The 16,826-nt window shown below is 45.6% G+C and carries 18 protein-coding genes and 1 tRNA gene; 12 read left to right on the forward strand and 7 right to left on the reverse strand.

Annotated features, from left to right (window positions below; all coding sequences use genetic code 11):
* Positions 1-54: 54 nt before the first annotated feature.
* Positions 55-606: a pyridoxamine 5'-phosphate oxidase family protein gene (locus AC0YNX_RS00650; protein ID WP_475813729.1), complete on the reverse strand. Its 552-nt coding sequence runs from the start codon at positions 604-606 to the stop codon at positions 55-57.
* A 226-nt stretch (positions 607-832) separates the two neighbouring features.
* Here AC0YNX_RS00650 and pdxR point away from each other — a divergent pair, with 226 nt between their 5' ends.
* The 3 genes from pdxR (at position 833) to AC0YNX_RS00665 (ending at position 3,880) form a co-directional block, all read left to right on the forward strand.
* Entirely contained in the window at positions 833-2,146 is a 1,314-nt protein-coding gene (pdxR, locus tag AC0YNX_RS00655; RefSeq protein WP_475813730.1) for a MocR-like pyridoxine biosynthesis transcription factor PdxR, read from the forward strand.
* 195 nt (positions 2,147-2,341) lie between these two features.
* Positions 2,342-2,416, forward strand: a tRNA-Ala gene (locus AC0YNX_RS00660).
* A 102-nt stretch (positions 2,417-2,518) separates the two neighbouring features.
* Positions 2,519-3,880 (forward strand): hypothetical protein, encoded by a 1,362-nt coding sequence (locus tag AC0YNX_RS00665; protein WP_475813731.1) that lies wholly within the window; start codon positions 2,519-2,521, stop codon positions 3,878-3,880.
* A 12-nt stretch (positions 3,881-3,892) separates the two neighbouring features.
* Here the strand turns inward: AC0YNX_RS00665 and AC0YNX_RS00670 are convergent, their stop codons facing one another.
* Entirely contained in the window at positions 3,893-4,183 is a 291-nt protein-coding gene (locus AC0YNX_RS00670; RefSeq protein ID WP_475813732.1) for a hypothetical protein, read from the reverse strand.
* Positions 4,184-4,270: 87 nt separating this feature from the next.
* On the opposite strand from AC0YNX_RS00670, the gene AC0YNX_RS00675 reads away from it, so the two are divergent.
* Positions 4,271-4,501 carry a helix-turn-helix domain-containing protein gene (locus AC0YNX_RS00675; protein ID WP_475813733.1) on the forward strand — a complete coding sequence of 77 codons (231 nt, stop codon included), beginning with the start codon at positions 4,271-4,273 and terminating at the stop codon, positions 4,499-4,501.
* A gap of 421 nt (positions 4,502-4,922) precedes the next feature.
* On the opposite strand, the gene AC0YNX_RS00680 is transcribed toward AC0YNX_RS00675, so the two are convergent.
* On the reverse strand, positions 4,923-5,603 hold the full coding sequence (locus AC0YNX_RS00680; protein ID WP_475813734.1) for a transcriptional regulator: 681 nt from the start codon (positions 5,601-5,603) through the stop codon (positions 4,923-4,925).
* A gap of 270 nt (positions 5,604-5,873) precedes the next feature.
* Here AC0YNX_RS00680 and AC0YNX_RS00685 point away from each other — a divergent pair, with 270 nt between their 5' ends.
* A complete protein-coding gene (locus AC0YNX_RS00685; RefSeq protein ID WP_475815146.1) occupies positions 5,874-6,218 on the forward strand; it encodes a YojF family protein in 345 nt (114 codons plus the stop codon).
* 21 nt (positions 6,219-6,239) lie between these two features.
* Positions 6,240-6,896 (forward strand): bacillithiol biosynthesis deacetylase BshB2, encoded by a 657-nt coding sequence (bshB2, locus tag AC0YNX_RS00690; RefSeq protein WP_475813735.1) that lies wholly within the window; start codon positions 6,240-6,242, stop codon positions 6,894-6,896.
* Between the two features lie 61 nt (positions 6,897-6,957).
* On the opposite strand, the gene AC0YNX_RS00695 is transcribed toward bshB2, so the two are convergent.
* The 3 genes from AC0YNX_RS00695 to AC0YNX_RS00705 form a co-directional block, all read right to left on the reverse strand.
* On the reverse strand, positions 6,958-7,806 hold the full coding sequence (locus AC0YNX_RS00695) for a carbohydrate ABC transporter permease (RefSeq protein WP_475813736.1): 849 nt from the start codon (positions 7,804-7,806) through the stop codon (positions 6,958-6,960).
* A gap of 5 nt (positions 7,807-7,811) precedes the next feature.
* Positions 7,812-8,693: a carbohydrate ABC transporter permease gene (locus AC0YNX_RS00700; RefSeq protein WP_475813737.1), complete on the reverse strand. Its 882-nt coding sequence runs from the start codon at positions 8,691-8,693 to the stop codon at positions 7,812-7,814.
* 105 nt (positions 8,694-8,798) lie between these two features.
* Positions 8,799-10,118, reverse strand: a complete 1,320-nt coding sequence (locus AC0YNX_RS00705) for a type 2 periplasmic-binding domain-containing protein (RefSeq protein ID WP_475813738.1) — start codon at positions 10,116-10,118, stop codon at positions 8,799-8,801.
* A 396-nt stretch (positions 10,119-10,514) separates the two neighbouring features.
* On the opposite strand from AC0YNX_RS00705, the gene AC0YNX_RS00710 reads away from it, so the two are divergent.
* Positions 10,515-11,555, forward strand: a complete 1,041-nt coding sequence (locus AC0YNX_RS00710) for a cysteine peptidase family C39 domain-containing protein (protein WP_475813739.1) — start codon at positions 10,515-10,517, stop codon at positions 11,553-11,555.
* An 853-nt stretch (positions 11,556-12,408) separates the two neighbouring features.
* Here the strand turns inward: AC0YNX_RS00710 and AC0YNX_RS00715 are convergent.
* The gene (locus AC0YNX_RS00715) at positions 12,409-13,185 is read right to left on the reverse strand and encodes an ABC transporter ATP-binding protein (protein WP_475813740.1); all 777 of its coding nucleotides are present in this window, start codon (positions 13,183-13,185) and stop codon (positions 12,409-12,411) included.
* A gap of 113 nt (positions 13,186-13,298) precedes the next feature.
* On the opposite strand from AC0YNX_RS00715, the gene AC0YNX_RS00720 reads away from it, so the two are divergent.
* From AC0YNX_RS00720 to AC0YNX_RS00740, 5 genes are all read left to right on the forward strand, one after another.
* Positions 13,299-14,126, forward strand: a complete 828-nt coding sequence (locus tag AC0YNX_RS00720) for a helix-turn-helix domain-containing protein (RefSeq protein ID WP_475813741.1) — start codon at positions 13,299-13,301, stop codon at positions 14,124-14,126.
* A 21-nt stretch (positions 14,127-14,147) separates the two neighbouring features.
* On the forward strand, positions 14,148-14,750 hold the full coding sequence (locus AC0YNX_RS00725) for a class I SAM-dependent methyltransferase (protein ID WP_475813742.1): 603 nt from the start codon (positions 14,148-14,150) through the stop codon (positions 14,748-14,750).
* A gap of 150 nt (positions 14,751-14,900) precedes the next feature.
* The gene (locus AC0YNX_RS00730; protein WP_475813743.1) at positions 14,901-15,260 is read left to right on the forward strand and encodes a DoxX family protein; all 360 of its coding nucleotides are present in this window, start codon (positions 14,901-14,903) and stop codon (positions 15,258-15,260) included.
* A 122-nt stretch (positions 15,261-15,382) separates the two neighbouring features.
* Positions 15,383-16,294, forward strand: coding sequence for a M15 family metallopeptidase (locus tag AC0YNX_RS00735; protein ID WP_475813744.1), 912 nt, complete (start codon positions 15,383-15,385; stop codon positions 16,292-16,294).
* Positions 16,291-16,821 (forward strand): VanZ family protein, encoded by a 531-nt coding sequence (locus AC0YNX_RS00740; protein ID WP_475813745.1) that lies wholly within the window; start codon positions 16,291-16,293, stop codon positions 16,819-16,821. Before AC0YNX_RS00735 ends, AC0YNX_RS00740 begins: the two co-directional genes overlap by 4 nt.
* Positions 16,822-16,826 lie beyond the last annotated feature (5 nt).

Raw genomic sequence — 16,826 nt, forward strand, 5'->3', positions numbered from 1 at the left:
CAACATATATGTACAGCTAGTATAACGAATGCATCAGCAAAATGCATCCAATTCTTATTTCTGCTGCGTTTGATGAATCGTCCTCCCCGGATAAAACATATGCTCAGGCTGCGCTTCATTTTCCTTAGCGGTTACGGAGGTGGAAACAAGCTTATACACGGAGGTTTTGCTGCCCATCGAAGACACATATCTCTCCAAGTGGCTCTGCGGAAGCGGCTTGTCATAGTAGCCGGGGACGTACTTGTTCAGCATTCCTTGCATCGCTTCCGTTGCTTCGACGATGTCGGTCACCTTAACGATAGTGCCATCAACAATGGCGCTCATGTAGGCGGTATCCGTATGGGCGGGGATCGGCGATGTGATAGTCCCGTATTCTTCGCTCACGGTGAAGCAGGCACGCGGGTTGCGGTCGATCATTGTAATTTTGCGGCCTTCAGCTGCGCCATGGAAGTAGATGGAACCGTTGCTCCAATAATAATTGAGCGGTACGACATAGGGGATGTCATCTGTGGATAGGCCAAGATATCCGATTTGGGCTTTCTCGAGGAACTGCTGGATTTTGGTTTGGTCGGTGCAAGCGCGCTTTTGCAATCGTATTGGAAACATGGTTATCTCTCCTTCTTTTCTTTTGCAGCTAGCATCTGATATGTTATAGTCATTTTAGATGGAAATTGTCCCTGTCTGAAGTGACAGTTATGAATAAAATAATGGGTACAGATGGTGAGTAGATATGATTAGCTTAACCCCCAAACTGGAAAAAGAATGCGAAAGTCCGTTATACGACCAGCTCTATCGATATATCCGGAAGCAAATTGAGGATGGAGCTTTGGCGGTGAATGACCGGCTCCCGTCGATTCGCCAATTGTCCGCACACTTAATGGTCAGCAAAAATACAATAGAAGCCGCCTATCAGCAGCTGCTATCAGAAGGTTACCTCCAGAGCCGGCAGAGGAGTGGGATCTTCGTGCTGCCGATGGAACAGCTGCCTGAAGTAGAAGGGAAAACAAGCTCGAGACCGGTGAGCGAATGGTCTATTCAGGAGAGCGGTGTTCAGGGGCGAGCGGGGACGATAGATTTTGAGTATGGGGATGTCGAGCTGGAGCTTTTTCCGGTGAAGGTATGGAAAAGGTGTTTGGCGGAAGCGATGGATGACCGGTTATACGAAGTCATTGGCTACGGAGATCGGCAAGGACACCCGGGGCTACGTGAGGAGATTGCGAGGTATTTGTACCAATCGCGCGGCGTTGCGTGCTCGGCTGATCAAATCTTCCTGAGCGCTGGAACTGCGCAGGCCATTAGCTTGCTTTGCCAGCTGCTCCCGCTGACGGAGCGGATTGGGATGGAGGAGCCCGGATACAATGGGGTCCGAGCGGTGTTCACCAACCACCGGAGAGAGGTGGTTCCGATACCGCTGGAGGAGGATGGGCTGTCGATTGAGGCGCTTCGGAGCAGCGGGGCAAATGTCGTCTACGTGACGCCTTCGCATCAGTTCCCGATAGGCATCGTGATGCCCGTTCAGAAGCGGATGAAATTGCTGCAGTGGGCATGCGAGCAGGACGGATTCATTCTCGAAGATGACTACGACAGCGAGTTCCGTTATCAGGGTCAGCCGATTCCGGCGCTCAAGGCGCTTGACCGTTCCGACCGCGTTATTTACTTGGGTACGTTCTCGAAGTCCTTCTTGCCTGGTGCGAGACTTAGCTATATTGTGCTGCCGGAATCGCTCTCGAACACATACAAGTCAGGACTGCAAAATTACAGCCAGTCCGTATCGACGCTCGTCCAAACAGCGATGTACCTGTTCATGAGAGATGGAGCGTTCGAGCGGCATATCCGCAAGATGCGGAAGCTCTATCAGACGCGGCATCGGGTATTACTTCGGTCGATCCATGATCAGTTCGGGAGTCGGGTCGGCGTCATTGGGCAGAAGTCTGGGATGCATCTGCTGCTTGATGTATACGGACGCGACTGCGAAGAGCTTATCCGGCTGGCAGCTGAGCGTGGCGTGCAGGTGTACTCGCCGATGAGGCATTGGACGATACCGGCGGAATGCCCGCGATCGTATGTCATGCTTGGTTTTGCCGGGTTGCAGGAGGAGCAGATTCGTGAAGGTGTGTCGCGGCTTCAGCAAGCTTGGTTCGGGTGAGGTGGAGCGGACATGTGGCGTGTTACTTGGGAAAATAGTGCTTGTTCAGCTAGCGCTGGGCGTGCTATAATTTCCTTTGTGACACGCTCGTTTACGGGGCCATAGCTCAGCTGGGAGAGCGAATGATCTGGTCGCACTACCCCAAAAATTTTTTATTGAAGTAATAGAAGTTGGTTTTCAAATTTAATTAGATTTGGGGCGTTAGTTCAGTGGGAGAACGCTTCGCTGGCAGCGAAGAGGTCAGGGGTTCGACCCCCCTACGCTCCACCAAAATGAAAAAATATACCACCAATATGGTGGTTTTTTTATTATATAAAACTTATTTTATTTAACGTATCGAAAATGTTGCACTCAAGAGGAGCATTAATAAAAATGAAAATTCTTGCTATTGGGAATTATTTTGAGCATGAAGATTTCGTGGATTGTTATTCCTTCAGATCATCTGTTTCGTTTTTCGATTACGATATCGTCATTATTGATTTTAGTACGATTCTTGGAGAGTACAGAGAAACACGATATGGAAATGGGAAGTATCAAGGTTATAAGTGTTTAGATGACGATGATTCAGTGCAGTTAGTAAATGACATAAAAAGACGGAAGTTTGAAATAAATGAACTTTTAAAACTTGGTAGAACGATAGTCGTTTTTTCTCCAACACGACAAATTTGTTACGTTGATACAGGAAAGAGGGAATATTCAGGAACTGGTCGTAACAGACAAACAACGAGAATAGTTGATCAGTTGGATGTAACAGAAGTATTGCCATGCACTTTAAAAACAATTGAAGCATCGGGGGCAAATATTGATTTTATTGGAGATAATAATTTCTCTGAATATTGGAAAAAGCATAAAGAATCTATGTGCTATAATGCGTATTTCGAAGTGAATATTGGAAAACCAATTTTTAAGATAAAAGGTACAAATAAAGTTGTAGGGTCCTCCTTGGAGCATGATAAGGGACATATATTACTCCTTCCTACATATAACAACGAGAATGATGAAGAAGAAGATGAATTGAAATTTTTTATTTCCTTAAAACAGTTATTAGTGAATATAAAGAAAGAAACTGGTGATTTTAAAATACCAGATTGGGCCAATGATTACATACTCCCCGAGGAACTGAAACATGAGAAAGAAATGCAAAAAAATGAACGCGAGATGCAGAAAATATTGCAAAAAATAAATAAACAAAAAGAGTTACTCTTGAAGATAAGAGAATATAAAATTCTGTTCACAGGTACCGGAAAAGCTCTAGAAGTACAAATTGGAAAAGTGTTTGAAGAACTTGGATTTACGGTAGCAGAAGGGCTTCCGGGTAGGGATGATTTGATACTTGACTATAATGGAAAGATAGCGGTGGTGGAGGTAAAGGGAGTTACTAAAAGTGCTGCAGAAAAACATGCTGCACAGCTAGAAAAATGGGTTAGTGAATATATCTCTACTAATGGAACTCATCCAAAAGGAATTTTAGTAGTAAATACCTTTAAAGATATACCATTGAGAGATAGACTGGAAGATGACTTCCCATCACAAATGATCGGTTATTGTGAAAGAAGAAACCAATGTCTTTTGACGGGTGTCCAATTATTGGCTTTATATTTACATGTTAAGAGTAACCCAGAAAAGAAAGAAGAAATTATTGAAGCAATTTTTGAAACTGATGGAGTATTAAAAATAGTTGATTGGACAAGATTTTTAAATTTTGAGGAAGTCCAAGAAAATAAAATAGTCTAATAAAAACCCACCTTAAACAGGTGGCTTTTTGTTTTCAGATGCTTTTTCTCGAATATTTTTAAGCTCTAGTCCAATCCAATTGCTTTCTAAAAATAGAGATTTCAAGATAGGTAAACACTCTATTTCTATTTGTTGTATAAACATCTCTTCTACCTGTTCAAATTGTATATCAGGATATGGGCAAGGAAATATAACTTGTGTAACAAATTTTTGACGTCTAAATATGCACTCATATTCTTTGATATATGATTTTTGGGATTCGTCATAATAAGTACGAAGATGATTTCGAACTATTGGACTCACCTCTTTTCGTTTCTTTGATCTATCATATCACAATGATGTGACTTATAGTCCGTGGAATTATAGTCTACAAGAAATAATTATTTATATATGACTACTTCAAACAGTAATCCCAAAATCATGTTCGGGAAGCGTGTACAATTATTGCGTAAAGAAAAAGGATTATCGCAAGAAGAACTTGCACATATCGCAGAACTAGATCGTACTTACATTAGTGGAGTAGAGAGGGGGATAAGAAACATTTCATTGCTGAATATTTGTGCTATTGCAGAGGCATTGCAGACAACCCCAGAAGTATTAATGAAAGGTGTTCGATTGTAGGTAATTGGTCTTGCAAAACCGGATCTTAAATAGCGAATTACAAGTGTAATTTATATTGATTAAATGGGAATCTATGCCACTTGTATGGGAGAGCGCTTGCATGGCATGCAAGAGGTCAGGGGTTCGATCCCCCTTGGCTCCATATGAACAGAACAGTACAGCCACCTTTCGAGGTGGCTGTTTTTTGTATTGCCGCGCAACAAGGGGGCGAATCCCGGTGTTCGCCCGCGCGCAGGGGCGTTAGCGGATGAGCACGACGTCTGAATCTATCGCTAATTGGTCTGCATCGGCTAGGCTGTTAATTCGGAGGACATTAATGACCGTTAGCATCGATTATTTGAGATTCTAGCTTTCATGCGGTCATAAATGTCCATTAGCGAGGGAATTGCCAGAAGAAACCGCGATTAAATCTCTCTAACGGTCATTGATGTCCGTCAAAACTGCGAATGCACATGATTATCGTTCTAACGTCAAAATTGACCACTTGGTAGGTCCGATATCGCTGTTGTCCATTTTGAACATTAAGTACATTCAAGGCAACAAGCTTGTCTAATATGCGTCTGGTCTGTCTAGCAGATCGATTCAGGTGCAAGGAGAGTTCATCCGGGCGAAAAGGGCGAATGATTCCGCGCGCAAACCGCAATGTCTCTGCTTCAATCCAGCTGAGCGAATGGTTTGTTGACTTCGACACAAACTTACCGACAAAAGACAATACCATCTGCTTGATCACCTCCGGCTCTTCCTCGATCGATAAGTATGCAATAGGCAGGAACAGCCAATCTCCCAGTACGAGGTATACTTGTTTCTTGCATAAATCCTTGAATCGCCATGCTTCGATATCTCTGGCGTGAGATCGGTAACCGTGGATTTCGATACAGCCTTTGGCTCCACCAGGCATATAGGCGAGGTCCAGATAACGATATCGATTGCCATAATCCCGAACTTCCCATTCCGCATACAAATGATTAAAGTTGCCTACAGCAGGATACCATATCGTTCTCAAAAACTCTTTCGTACCGTGCCCGATATCCTTCTGAAGGAGTTCGAGTCTCCTTGGATTATTTTCTACAGCAAGTTGATCCTGAATCCATTGGTTCATCATAGTCTCAAAAGTACTCATGGTGGCATGCCCTTCCTTCGATCTGGAAAATAAAATGCCGCTTTGATTATCAGGAATCCCATGAGATTCCTGATAATCAAAGCGGCATGTGCTTCACGCCAATACATAATTTGACACTAGTATATTTCACGAGTTCAGCTTTTGGCAATCCTATTCTAATTCTAGGGGGGGCTATAAATTTGTCTTACTCTCCTGAAAAGGTTAAGCTAGCTATACACAAGTTACTACGGTAGAGGAGGCAATCGCGACATGATGCAGCCGATCAACACATCGGATGTCCAAGCTAGAATCGATGCTTTAAAGGAACAATCGCTTTATATTCACCTTGAAATGACTACCGGAGCGTATGCCGCTCATTTAGATAGCTCGAAGCATCCCGGATCGATCTTCATTACGAACACGATCGTAAAGTATTCGCATGGATCCATATCGGGAAGCGGTCCATATCGGATCGGCTTGAAGATGGAGCGAGGTTGGATATACGCGGAAGGCCTCACTTATTATGAAGAGCAGGAGAAGGAACGATTGATCATGGCTGGACATGACAGTCAAGGTAAGCTGATCGTTGCCTTCCAGCTGAGCACAACCCCATTCTAATCCAGAGATAGGAGACTTCAAGTGGAAAGTCATATTCTAGTTGTACTGCCTCATCCGGATGACGAGGCGTTCGTGGCCGCCGGCACGTTGGCAATGCACATTGGGCAAGGTACGAAGGTGACATATGCTTGCCTGACCTTAGGGGAAATGGGGCGCAATATGGGGATCCCTCCCTTTGCCAACCGAGTGACGCTGGCTGACATTCGTAAAGAGGAATTGGAAGCATCCTGCCGGGCAATCGGCATACAGGACTTGCGGATGCTCGGCTTCCATGACAAAATGATCGAATTTGAAGATAAGCAGCTATTAGACAGTCGAATCGAAGCATTGGTGAAGGAGCTTCAACCATCACTTGTCATTACGTTCTATCCGGGATATAGCGTTCATCCCGATCACGATGCCTGCGGAGCAGCTGTTATTCGCGTCATTGCGAAGCTGCCTGCAGACAAGCGTCCCGTTGTTCATTGCATCGCTTTCTCTAGAGATCACGAGCTTACGATTGGGCATCCTGATGTCGTAATCAACGTTACTCATTATTTGAAGGAGAAGATGGCCTCGATTCAATCGCATCGTTCACAGTTCCAAGCCGCAGAGCTAATGGGCAAAAACAGCTTGTCGGATCAGGAAATACAGGCGAGATACGGAACAGAGCGCTTCTGGACATATCGCTTCGACTAACCCATTCATCTAACGAGCAAGCCCCTTGCTGATAACAGCAGAGGGCTTGCTTTTTAATTGCTCAACCTTTAACACCACCAGCAGTTAAACCTTCTATAATCTGTTTTTGCAGGACGGCGTAGATAATCATGACCGGCAAGATGCTGAACACGATGCCTGCCGACATTTGCGCGTAATTCGTATTATAGATATCGCGGAAGCCGACCATCCCGACTGGCAGCGTTCGCAATTCATCGGTGGAGATGAAGAAGTTCGCGAGCAGGAACTCATTCCAATTTCCGATGAAGTTGATGATAAATACGGTTACCAATGCGGGGATTGTAATGGGCAAAATAATTTTAGCGAATATTCCTTTCGGCCTCAAACCATCCATGACAGAAGCTTCTTCAATTTCACTTGGAATCGAACGCATGAACGCCGACAGAATGATAACCGTGAATGGAATAGCCCCAGCGGTATAAGGAAGAATTAACGCCATATGGGTACCCAAGATGGGTTGGCCGAAAATCACGAGTTCATTCAACATTTTGAAAATAGGCAGCAGCAACGCATTGCCGGGAATGAGCATGCCGATCAAGATGAATTGGTACAGCCATTTGCTTGATTTCAAATATCGCATCCGCGTAATCGCAAACGCTCCCATAGAGGAGAAGAGAATCGTCGCGATAGAGCATAGGGTCGCGATATACAAACTATTAAAGAAGTAAACACTGATCTTCGCATTCACCCATGCTTCATAATAGTTTTCAAAATGAAACGAGGAAGGGAAACCGAATGGATTACTCGCAATCGCTTGATTATCTGACTTTATGGAAGAGAAGAGGACGAAGACGAACGGGTAAAGGGTCATGATCAAATAAGCGATTAATAGGATATGAGGGATGCTTTTTTTCACGGATCTAAGCGTCATCGTCATTAGTATTCGACCCTTTCCACTCTTCTGGCAATTAAGAATTGGTACAATGCTGTAAGAATGAGAGAGAATGCGAAAATCAACACCCCAATGGAGTTGCCATACCCGTATTTGGCATTCGTGATTCCGTATTTAATGAGATAGGTTGCCATTACATCCGTTACCCCGCCTGGGCCGCCATCCGTCATAACGATGATAATATCGGCCGCTTTCATCGCGCCTGCGATGGAAAGCATGATCACAACGGAGATGACCGGCATAATGAGCGGCACCGTAATTCGGGTTGCACGCGTAAATGCGCTTGCCCCATCGACAATGGCGGCTTCATCTATTTCTCTAGGAATCGCCAAGATTGCAGCAAGAACCATAACGATGTAGAACCCCGTCCATTGCCACGCATTGGTGATTAAGATCGAGAACATGGCCCATTTGGTATCGGATAACCACATGACAGGCTGTAATCCAAGCTTGGTCAAAATAAGGTTAAACAAGCCAATATCCGGTTCGTAGATGAAGCTCCACAGGATTCCGATTACCGCCGTTGACATAACAGAGGGGATAAATACGGCCGTTTTATATAACCCTTTGAGTTTTTTAACGTTGCTGATCAAGAGTGAGAAGAAGATAATGATCGGCACTTGCACGAAAACCGAGAACAGAATGAATTTACCGTTATTGAGAACGGAGTCCCAGAATAAAGAGTCATTAAACGCATGCTCAAAGTTGGTTAAACCATTAAAGCGCGGTTCGGTAAGGCCGTTCCATTTCATAAAGCCAGTAGTGAAGGCAGAGATCATCGGATAAATGAAAAACATGACATATAGGATAAGGAGAGGCAGCAGAAACAGCACATACGTCCATGGGTTTCTTAATGTTTTGTTCATCGTTTCCTCCGCGATAATCAGACATTTGCTTGATGAATCAGTTTTATAAAAAAGTACCACCCACACTGAGGAGGGTGGTACTTTTCTCACCTATCCTATCCTAGCTTAGAAATCGTCGTCGCTGTTCACTGTATTCTGAACCTTTTGAACCCCGTCGAGCATCGCTTTAGGTGTGATTTTACCGCCAATTAGCTTCTGAATGCCTTCGCTAATCGCCGTGTTTACGTCTGCTTGAACCAAGGAATCGAATGCAGGGAAGGCACCGCTTGCTTTGTTGCCTACTGCAATGATTTCTTTCACCAGAGCGGAAGCTTTGGCGTTAGCCAATTTCGAGCTGTTTACTTTCATGGAAGGCAGCACGCCATCTGCTTCTAGTCCGCGAATTTGCATTTCGTCATTGTACATGTTCTTGATAAACGATTTAACGAATGCCAATTGTTTTTTGTCATTTTTCACTTTTGCCGAGAAACCGTAACCGTTGGAGAATCCGCCGTTAACGTAAGTTTGGTTGCCTTTGCCGCCAGCCACTGCCGGCATTGCGAAATAACCAACTTTGTTCGTCAAACTGCCGGCTTGTTTAGGATCCGCGAATACGCTGGAAGCCCATGATCCGTCATACATCATAATGGCTTCGCCGCGAATGAGTTGGTTGCGCTGTTCGGCATAATCCAATCCGAGCTCGCCTTTCTTGAAGTAACCTTTTTTCACCCAATCTTGGTATTTTGCAAAGGCTGCCACCATTGGAGCGCTATTCCATTTTGTTTTTCCAGTCGCGAACCCATTCGTAATGCTCGGACCTGCGTAACGGGACCACAACGTATTTGCTGTCATTAACGGCACCCATGCGGCTTTGGAAGCTTGGGCGAAAGGCGTTTTTCCGTCTTTCTTAATGGTATCCGCTAACTTCTCAAGATCGCTTAAGGATTGCGGAACTTTCAGACCTTTGGCCTTGAAGTATTCTTTATTGTAGAAATATCCTTCTTGGTAGCCACCGATAGGCAAACCATATACTTTTCCATTTACTGTAAATTCATCCAAGGAGATAAACTTTTTATCCAAGCCGAGCTCTTTCAGAATCGGTGTTAGATCTAGCAGTCGATTAGCTTCTACATACAATTGAGTATCGGATCCGCCAAAAAGATCGAAGATCGCTGGAGCTTTGTTGACGACCATTTCGGAACGCAATTTCTCTTTGCGGTTAACGTCCGAATCTACGCCGTCCAGTTTGTATTTGACCCCTGGAACTTCTTTTGTAACCTTTGCCAATACGTCTTTCAGGATATTGAAGCGTTGTTGTTTCGCTTCGCCCAATTGCGTGTGTCTGATCACGATAGTGCTGGATTTTGTTGCTGCACCAGCCGTACTTAATACAGTTGTCGCTGCAAGGACCAAGCTAAGCGATGAGACCAGAAGACGTTTCTTCATGACAATGGAACCCTCCCAAATAGGATATATGTATCTATTTCAGGATAGAATTATTGGAAAATTTTGAATAGGGATAAATTTCAATTAATGGAGGATAAATTTGTACAACTTTAGTCTTGGTTGGTAGAGAGTTCATGATCGTATGTGCCCAACTTTGTTGGGTTTGGGAGTTGCTTGTTCTAGCCGAACATCGGAACCTAACGGTTGTGACAGCGCCTAATTAGCTCAAAATGCCCATGTTGATCTTTTGACGGGGGCACTTCGAAAAACACGACAATTACTGGCACGCTTCTTGTGTTTTAATAGGATCTTTAAGAGGGCATACCGAGGGTTCATTCCTCTGTGCTATAGTTAAATTAATCTTTTTTTAACTATTTTTTACATGGAGGACTGTGAATGGAATCCTATAAAGACGCTAATCAATTATCCGAAATTCGCAGCTTGTTTGAGGGAATGAAAGGTCATAACTTCGGCTTGCCGGATTGCATTCATTTTATTTTGGAACGTGTAGGAGAGCATGAGAAGCTTGATTACTGGGATATTGCAGCCATTACAGGAGATACCGTCGCGCAGGTTTACAATCAACGTTTGACGACCAGCTGCGAATATTGCGTGTCAGGGTACTTAGCGGGACCTGAACATATCGAGTATGTATTCGACGTGCTCGGGTATAGCCATGAATACGTTAGAGCGGGGCAGATCATTGCCGATCAGACTCATTACCAGCAGAAAATAGTAGAGTTTATTAACAAAGGTGTTCCAGTTCTTGTGAAATCTAATCTTAACGATATACCGGCATGGGAGTCTGACGTAGGGACATTCGTCCTTATTGTCGGATACGATAACGGCGGGCAAACGTTGAAATTGCTTATCCATGACACTGTTACAATTGACTATGAAATGAATGATGAGAATAAGCTGGATTTGATCTTTATCGGAGAGAAACAACGCGAGGTTTCACTAGAGGAGATTTACCTTAAAGTAATCATGAAAATGTCGCATTGGCTGACCCTGCCGGAACGTGGCGGCATGTTCTTCGGTTCGGCGGCATACCGCGCATGGGCGGATGACATCGAAGCCGGTCGATTCGAGGATGAAAGCCTTGGATTATGGGAGAACTACGGCGTGTATGTCTGCAACCTTGCAACTAGCGGTGGAGAGCCTACATACATCTTTAGCAAACTCGCTGATATGAATCCTGCTTATTCCGAGTTGAAGTTTCTAGGCAAACAAATCCAAGAGCTGCTGCCCGCTGAAACACCTACAGGCGGAAGAAGCCGATTGTGGATCCAATTGGAAGAACTAGGCGGTGGCATGAATATGGGTGAGGTTAAAGCGACGATGCGCAACAAAGAGAAACGTTCCCAAGTCGCCGCCGCTCTCCGCGATTACGCGAAGCGGCTCGACCAGGTGCTGGAGCTGTTGAGAGATGCGTGATGAACCGAGAGAGGAAATACCCGCTCTCGGTGAGAGAAATTAGCGAGAACAGGGCAGAGAGAGGGGAAAACCTCTCTCAGCGGGGGAAACCCGTTTCGAGCTCTGATTTTCTGCGTCGAGAGAGGAAATACCCGCTCTCGGTGAGCGAAAATAGCGAAAACAGGAGCTGAGAGAGGAAAAAACCTCTCTCAGCAGAAGATCGAGCACGAGCTGGGTTATTAAAAGATGCTGTGAGATCAAGTATGATGACTTCGAACCCCGGGGCGACCCAATCCGCAAAACCTCGCAAAAAACAAACTGAGAGAACCTAACGTGCTCTCAGCACCCAAAATGCGCCGAAGTTGAACAACTAACCGATATTCTGTGTCTGAGAGAACCTATACGTGCTCTCAGCATCCAAAATGCGCCGAAAGTCCGCTGAGAGCACACATATGTGCTCTCAGCGTGGAAGTAAGTTGAACAAACGAACCACTACTCAGTGTCTGAGAGTTCAAATATTGCGCTCTCAGAGCAGCAATCAGCCGATTTCTTCACTGAGAGATCGAATTTTGCACTCTCAGCCTCGCAAATCTGCCGTTATCGGCTGATTCCCAGTCTGAGAGTTCAAATATTGCACTCTCAGAGCAGCAATCGGCCGATTTCTTAGCTGAGAGTTCGAATTTTGCACTCTCAGCCTCGCTATGCTACCGATATCGACTATTTCTCAGTCTGAGAGTTCAAATATTGCACTCTCAGAGCAGCAATCAGCCGATTTCTTAGCTGAGAGTTCGAATTTCGCACTCTCAGCCTCGCCATGCTGCCGAATTTCGCACTCTCAGCCCCACACGCAGCCGCATTCACCGCAAAAACCATATCATTCCGACACTCGCACATACACTCGCTCATTATGCGTCTCCACAACAACCGGCGCTTCGAAAAACTCGCTAAGCCGCTCAGTTGTTAGGACATCCTCTGTTTTTCCGCTGTACACGACCTCGCCGCTGCGGATAAGCAGCGCATGGGTAAACACGGGCAGAATCTCCTCGGTATGATGCGTGACATAGATGAGCGTCGGCGCATCGTCGCTTTCGGCCAGATCCTTGATGCTGGCAAGCAGCCGTTCACGGGAGAAGAGATCAAGACCGTTGCACGGCTCATCGAGTATGAGGATGCGCGGCTTTGCCATCAGTGCACGAGCGATGAGCAGCTTCTGCTTCTCGCCCTGCGAACAGGTACGGAACTCTCGGTCCCACAAGTGGGCACAGCCTAACTTGTCCATTAGCGATCGCGCGAATGTCAGGTCTTCTTCTGATATCGAATCATAAATCCCGATCGTTGCATGTTTCCCGCTGATGACGATGTTCTGCGTCCGGTCGCTGACATAGAGCTTCTCCTGCAGCGACGAACTGACCCAGCCGATTGATTTGCGCAGATCTCGCAGATCAATCTCGCCGAAGGCTTGACCAAGTACGCTGACGGAGCCAGCAGATGGCCATAAGTACCCATTCACGATATTCAGCAGCGTTGTTTTGCCAGAGCCGTTCAGACCAAGCAAAGCCCAGTGCTCTCCTGGCGCAACCTGCCAATTCACGTCCTCCAGCAGACTTAAGCTCTCCCGGCGCCAAGAGACATGTTTCATATCAATAATCATTGGAAGATCCCCCTATTCGATTTCTACATTATAACAAACCGAAATGGGAAGGGTCGTTGCAATAAGTGCGGCACAAAAGCATTTTTTGATATACTGGGTGCAGGTGATGCGACATGGAACTGAGAACCGAAACAGAATGGGTAGAGTTATGGCAAGGGAGCGGCGATTTCAAGAATGCGCCTCATCAACATGACGATTGGATCCAATTCACGCTGCCGATAAAAGGCACCTGCTATTTCACGCAGGAAGAGCGCAGCTATGATTTGAAGCAAGGGAACGGCTTGATTCAGCCGCCGGGAACGAAGCACTATTTTCACCTTGCGGAAATGACCTCTGTTATCGTTCTGAAGGTACGCGAAAATGGAAACGGCGGTTTATCCTCCATCATTCCTGGGTTCAAGAATGGTGTGGAACAATACCTCAGTCAGAGCTTCGATACGGACGACGTCATTAGCCGATTTCGTCAATGGATGCTTGCACTAATTCAAGGCCAAGCTGTCGCTGATCCATTAGCAAAGCATGAAGTAGAGCATGACGTGATGACCTATATTGCCGCTCTGCTTGGGCTTCAGCGGGAGACGCCAACAATTTCAACCGACTTGCCGAAGCCGAATGGCGTTACTGATCCTCATATCTTGCTGGCGCTAACGTATATGCACGACTGCTATACGAACACCATTACAATTGACGAACTGGCAGCAATCGCCTTGCAAAGCCGGTTTCATTTTATACGGTCCTTTCGCGAGGCGATGGGCACTACGCCGTATCAATACTTGCTGAGGCTTCGCATGGCAGAGGCGATGAACCGTCTGCGTCACTCCCGGGCGACGATCGGGCAGATCAGCGCAGATCTTGGATTTTCGAATACAAGTCAATTCCATCGGGTTTTCTTAAAGTCGATGGGCATGACTCCACAGGCGTACCGATTACTATCCTGTTGACAATGAAGTGGAGGCAAAGGCATGGGAAATACGGAGATCTTCGAAGCAATGGCGCGTAATTACGATACGGCTGAAAGAATTCAGATCGCGAAGATCGCATCAGATGCCATTCGTGAATATGTAGAGAACGGAACAGACCAAAGTGCGATTGATTTCGGATGTGGAACTGGACTAGTAGGGCTGAATTTGCATGATGCTTTCAAGAGCATCGTTTTTCTGGATACATCACCCAATATGCTTGAATGGGTCGATCATAAATTAGCTGCTGCTCATGTCCGGAATGCAAGCACGTTTTGCTTTGATTTCGAGACCGGAGTTCGTTCCGACATCCGCGCCGACTATATATTTATGGCTCAAGTGTTACTCCACATCAAGGACGTCGAGCATATCTTATCAAGGTTGTATGAGGTGCTGAATCCGGGAGGACACTTGCTGATTGTCGACTTTGACAAGAATGAGAATGTTCCGTCAGATATGGTTCATAATGGATTCGATCAGGAAGCCCTTCGTGATCTGATGGCCAAGATTGGATTCAGAGATACGAACTCGAAGACCATTTATAGCGGCAGTAAAATATTCATGAATCAAGATGCCTCTTTATTTATTATGGATGCGAGAAAATAAGCATCAGTATCCAAACGCGACCATCTCCATGGGTTGCGTTTTTTAATTTAAATTACAATAAATTGCATCTTTACAGGACACCTAATGGTGTCGTATTATGAAATAGGACACTAAGTGGTGTCCGATTATGAAATGAAATGAGGATTTCAAATGCACATACTGTCCATCGTTCTTCAAAGCTGGCTGCTTTTCTCTATGGTTTTCTTCGGTGTAAGCAAGCTTACCGGAGCCAAGCATCAAGTTGAATTGTTCGAATCAATTAAGTTCCCGCAGTGGTTTCGAAGCGTTACGGGAGTTGTCCAAGTTGCTGCCGCAGCAGGGCTCATCATTGGTTACTGGTATCCGGCATTTGCCGCATGGACCGGAATCGGGGTTGGCATTATGATGCTGGTTGCCGTTCTCTCGCATGTTAGGGTGAAGCATACATTCGCGAAGATTTTCCCGGCTGTCCTCAACATCGCGATCGCTGTTGCTGTCTTGCTGTTATTCGCAGATGATCTATCATTCTAGAACCATACTCCGGACACGCCGATCACCCGGCGTGTTTTTGTTTTTATAAATTCTTTATGTTTTCCCATCTTAATTTTTAAATTTTCTCCTTTACTCTAGGGTAAGTAGAGGAGGAATGAAGCATGAAGAAACTTATCGTTCTCATGATGTTGCTGCTGATATGCGGCTTGATCATATTTGGGAGACAGTATGCTGCTAAAGATAATGAGGCGGCCCTTAAAGGGCCGAATCAAGCTCAGTCTCAATCCGAATCGGAATCGGAATCATCTCCGAAGCAAACGATGCTCGCAATTAACAAGGATGACATCTACGAAGGTGATTTGCTGCTCGTTAACAGGGAGTTTCCTGTGCCGGACGATTTGAAGATCTCCCGTGTCGTCAATCTGTTCGATCATCAAGAGTTAATGAAGGGCTTTGGCATTATGGACAACAGCGTCGAGCTTCCCGAGGATATCCTCATTCGATTTAACGATATGATTGGAGCGGCAAGAGAGGATGGCGTCAGTCACTTTCTGATTAATAGCGGCTACAGAGATAATGAGAAGCAAGCAGAACTGTATGAGAAGCTGGGAGAGGATCAAGCGAATCCGCCAGGCTACAGCGAGCATAATCTTGGGCTATCCATGGATATCGGCTCTTCGCTCGGAGCCATGAAGAGTTCGCCTGAGGGGGAATGGCTGAAGAAGAATGCCTGGAAGTATGGCTTCGTGCTGCGATACCCGGAAGATAAGACGGATATTACGGGCATTATGTATGAACCTTGGCATTTTCGCTACGTAGGTCTTCCGCATAGCGCCATTATGCAGGAGTATGGCTTTGTGCTGGAAGAATATTTGACTTACTTGAAGGAGCAAAGCAGCATTCACGCAGAAGTTGCCGGCAAGATGTATACCGTCTCCTATTATCCAGCCCAAGGCAAGCTAGAACTGACGGTTCCGAATGATGGAAGTTATATGATATCAGGAGACAATAAGGATGGAGTCATCGTAACGACCTGGGAAGATGATTCGACAAGCAAGAAGGTGGCTGGATGAGACGCGAGGAACGAGTGATTATGCTGCGAGTTCTTCTTGTAGCTTATTTGTATTTTATAGTCAAAATCATTCTGTTTAAAGGCGGCTCCATGGACCTCGCCTACATGAGGCAGTCGCTCGAGATGAGCCTGTATGAACCCAAGCATATTCTTACGAGGATGGACCAAGGGAATTTGATTCCTTTCCATGAAATCATGAGGACGATGAGTGATACGACCAGCAATGGGTTAGTCAATCTGGTTGGGAATGTAGCGATATTCGTGCCTTTCGGTGTGCTCGCTGGCTTGCTGCAATCGCATAAGCGATTCACGATCATTACTGTGACGGCGCAATCGTTTCTCCTTAGCCTAGCTCTGGAAAACTCACAGGCGGTATTCTCCATAGGCCAGTTTGATGTAGATGACCTCATTCTGAATACATGCGGGGGCTTGACGGGATTCATTATGTATGGCCTGTTTGCCGGCATTCTCGGCCTGTTCGCGAATCGAAATGCCAAACAACTGACATCGCCTGGACAAAACTGTTAAAATAG

This window comes from Paenibacillus sp. J31R98 (assembly GCF_056269245.1).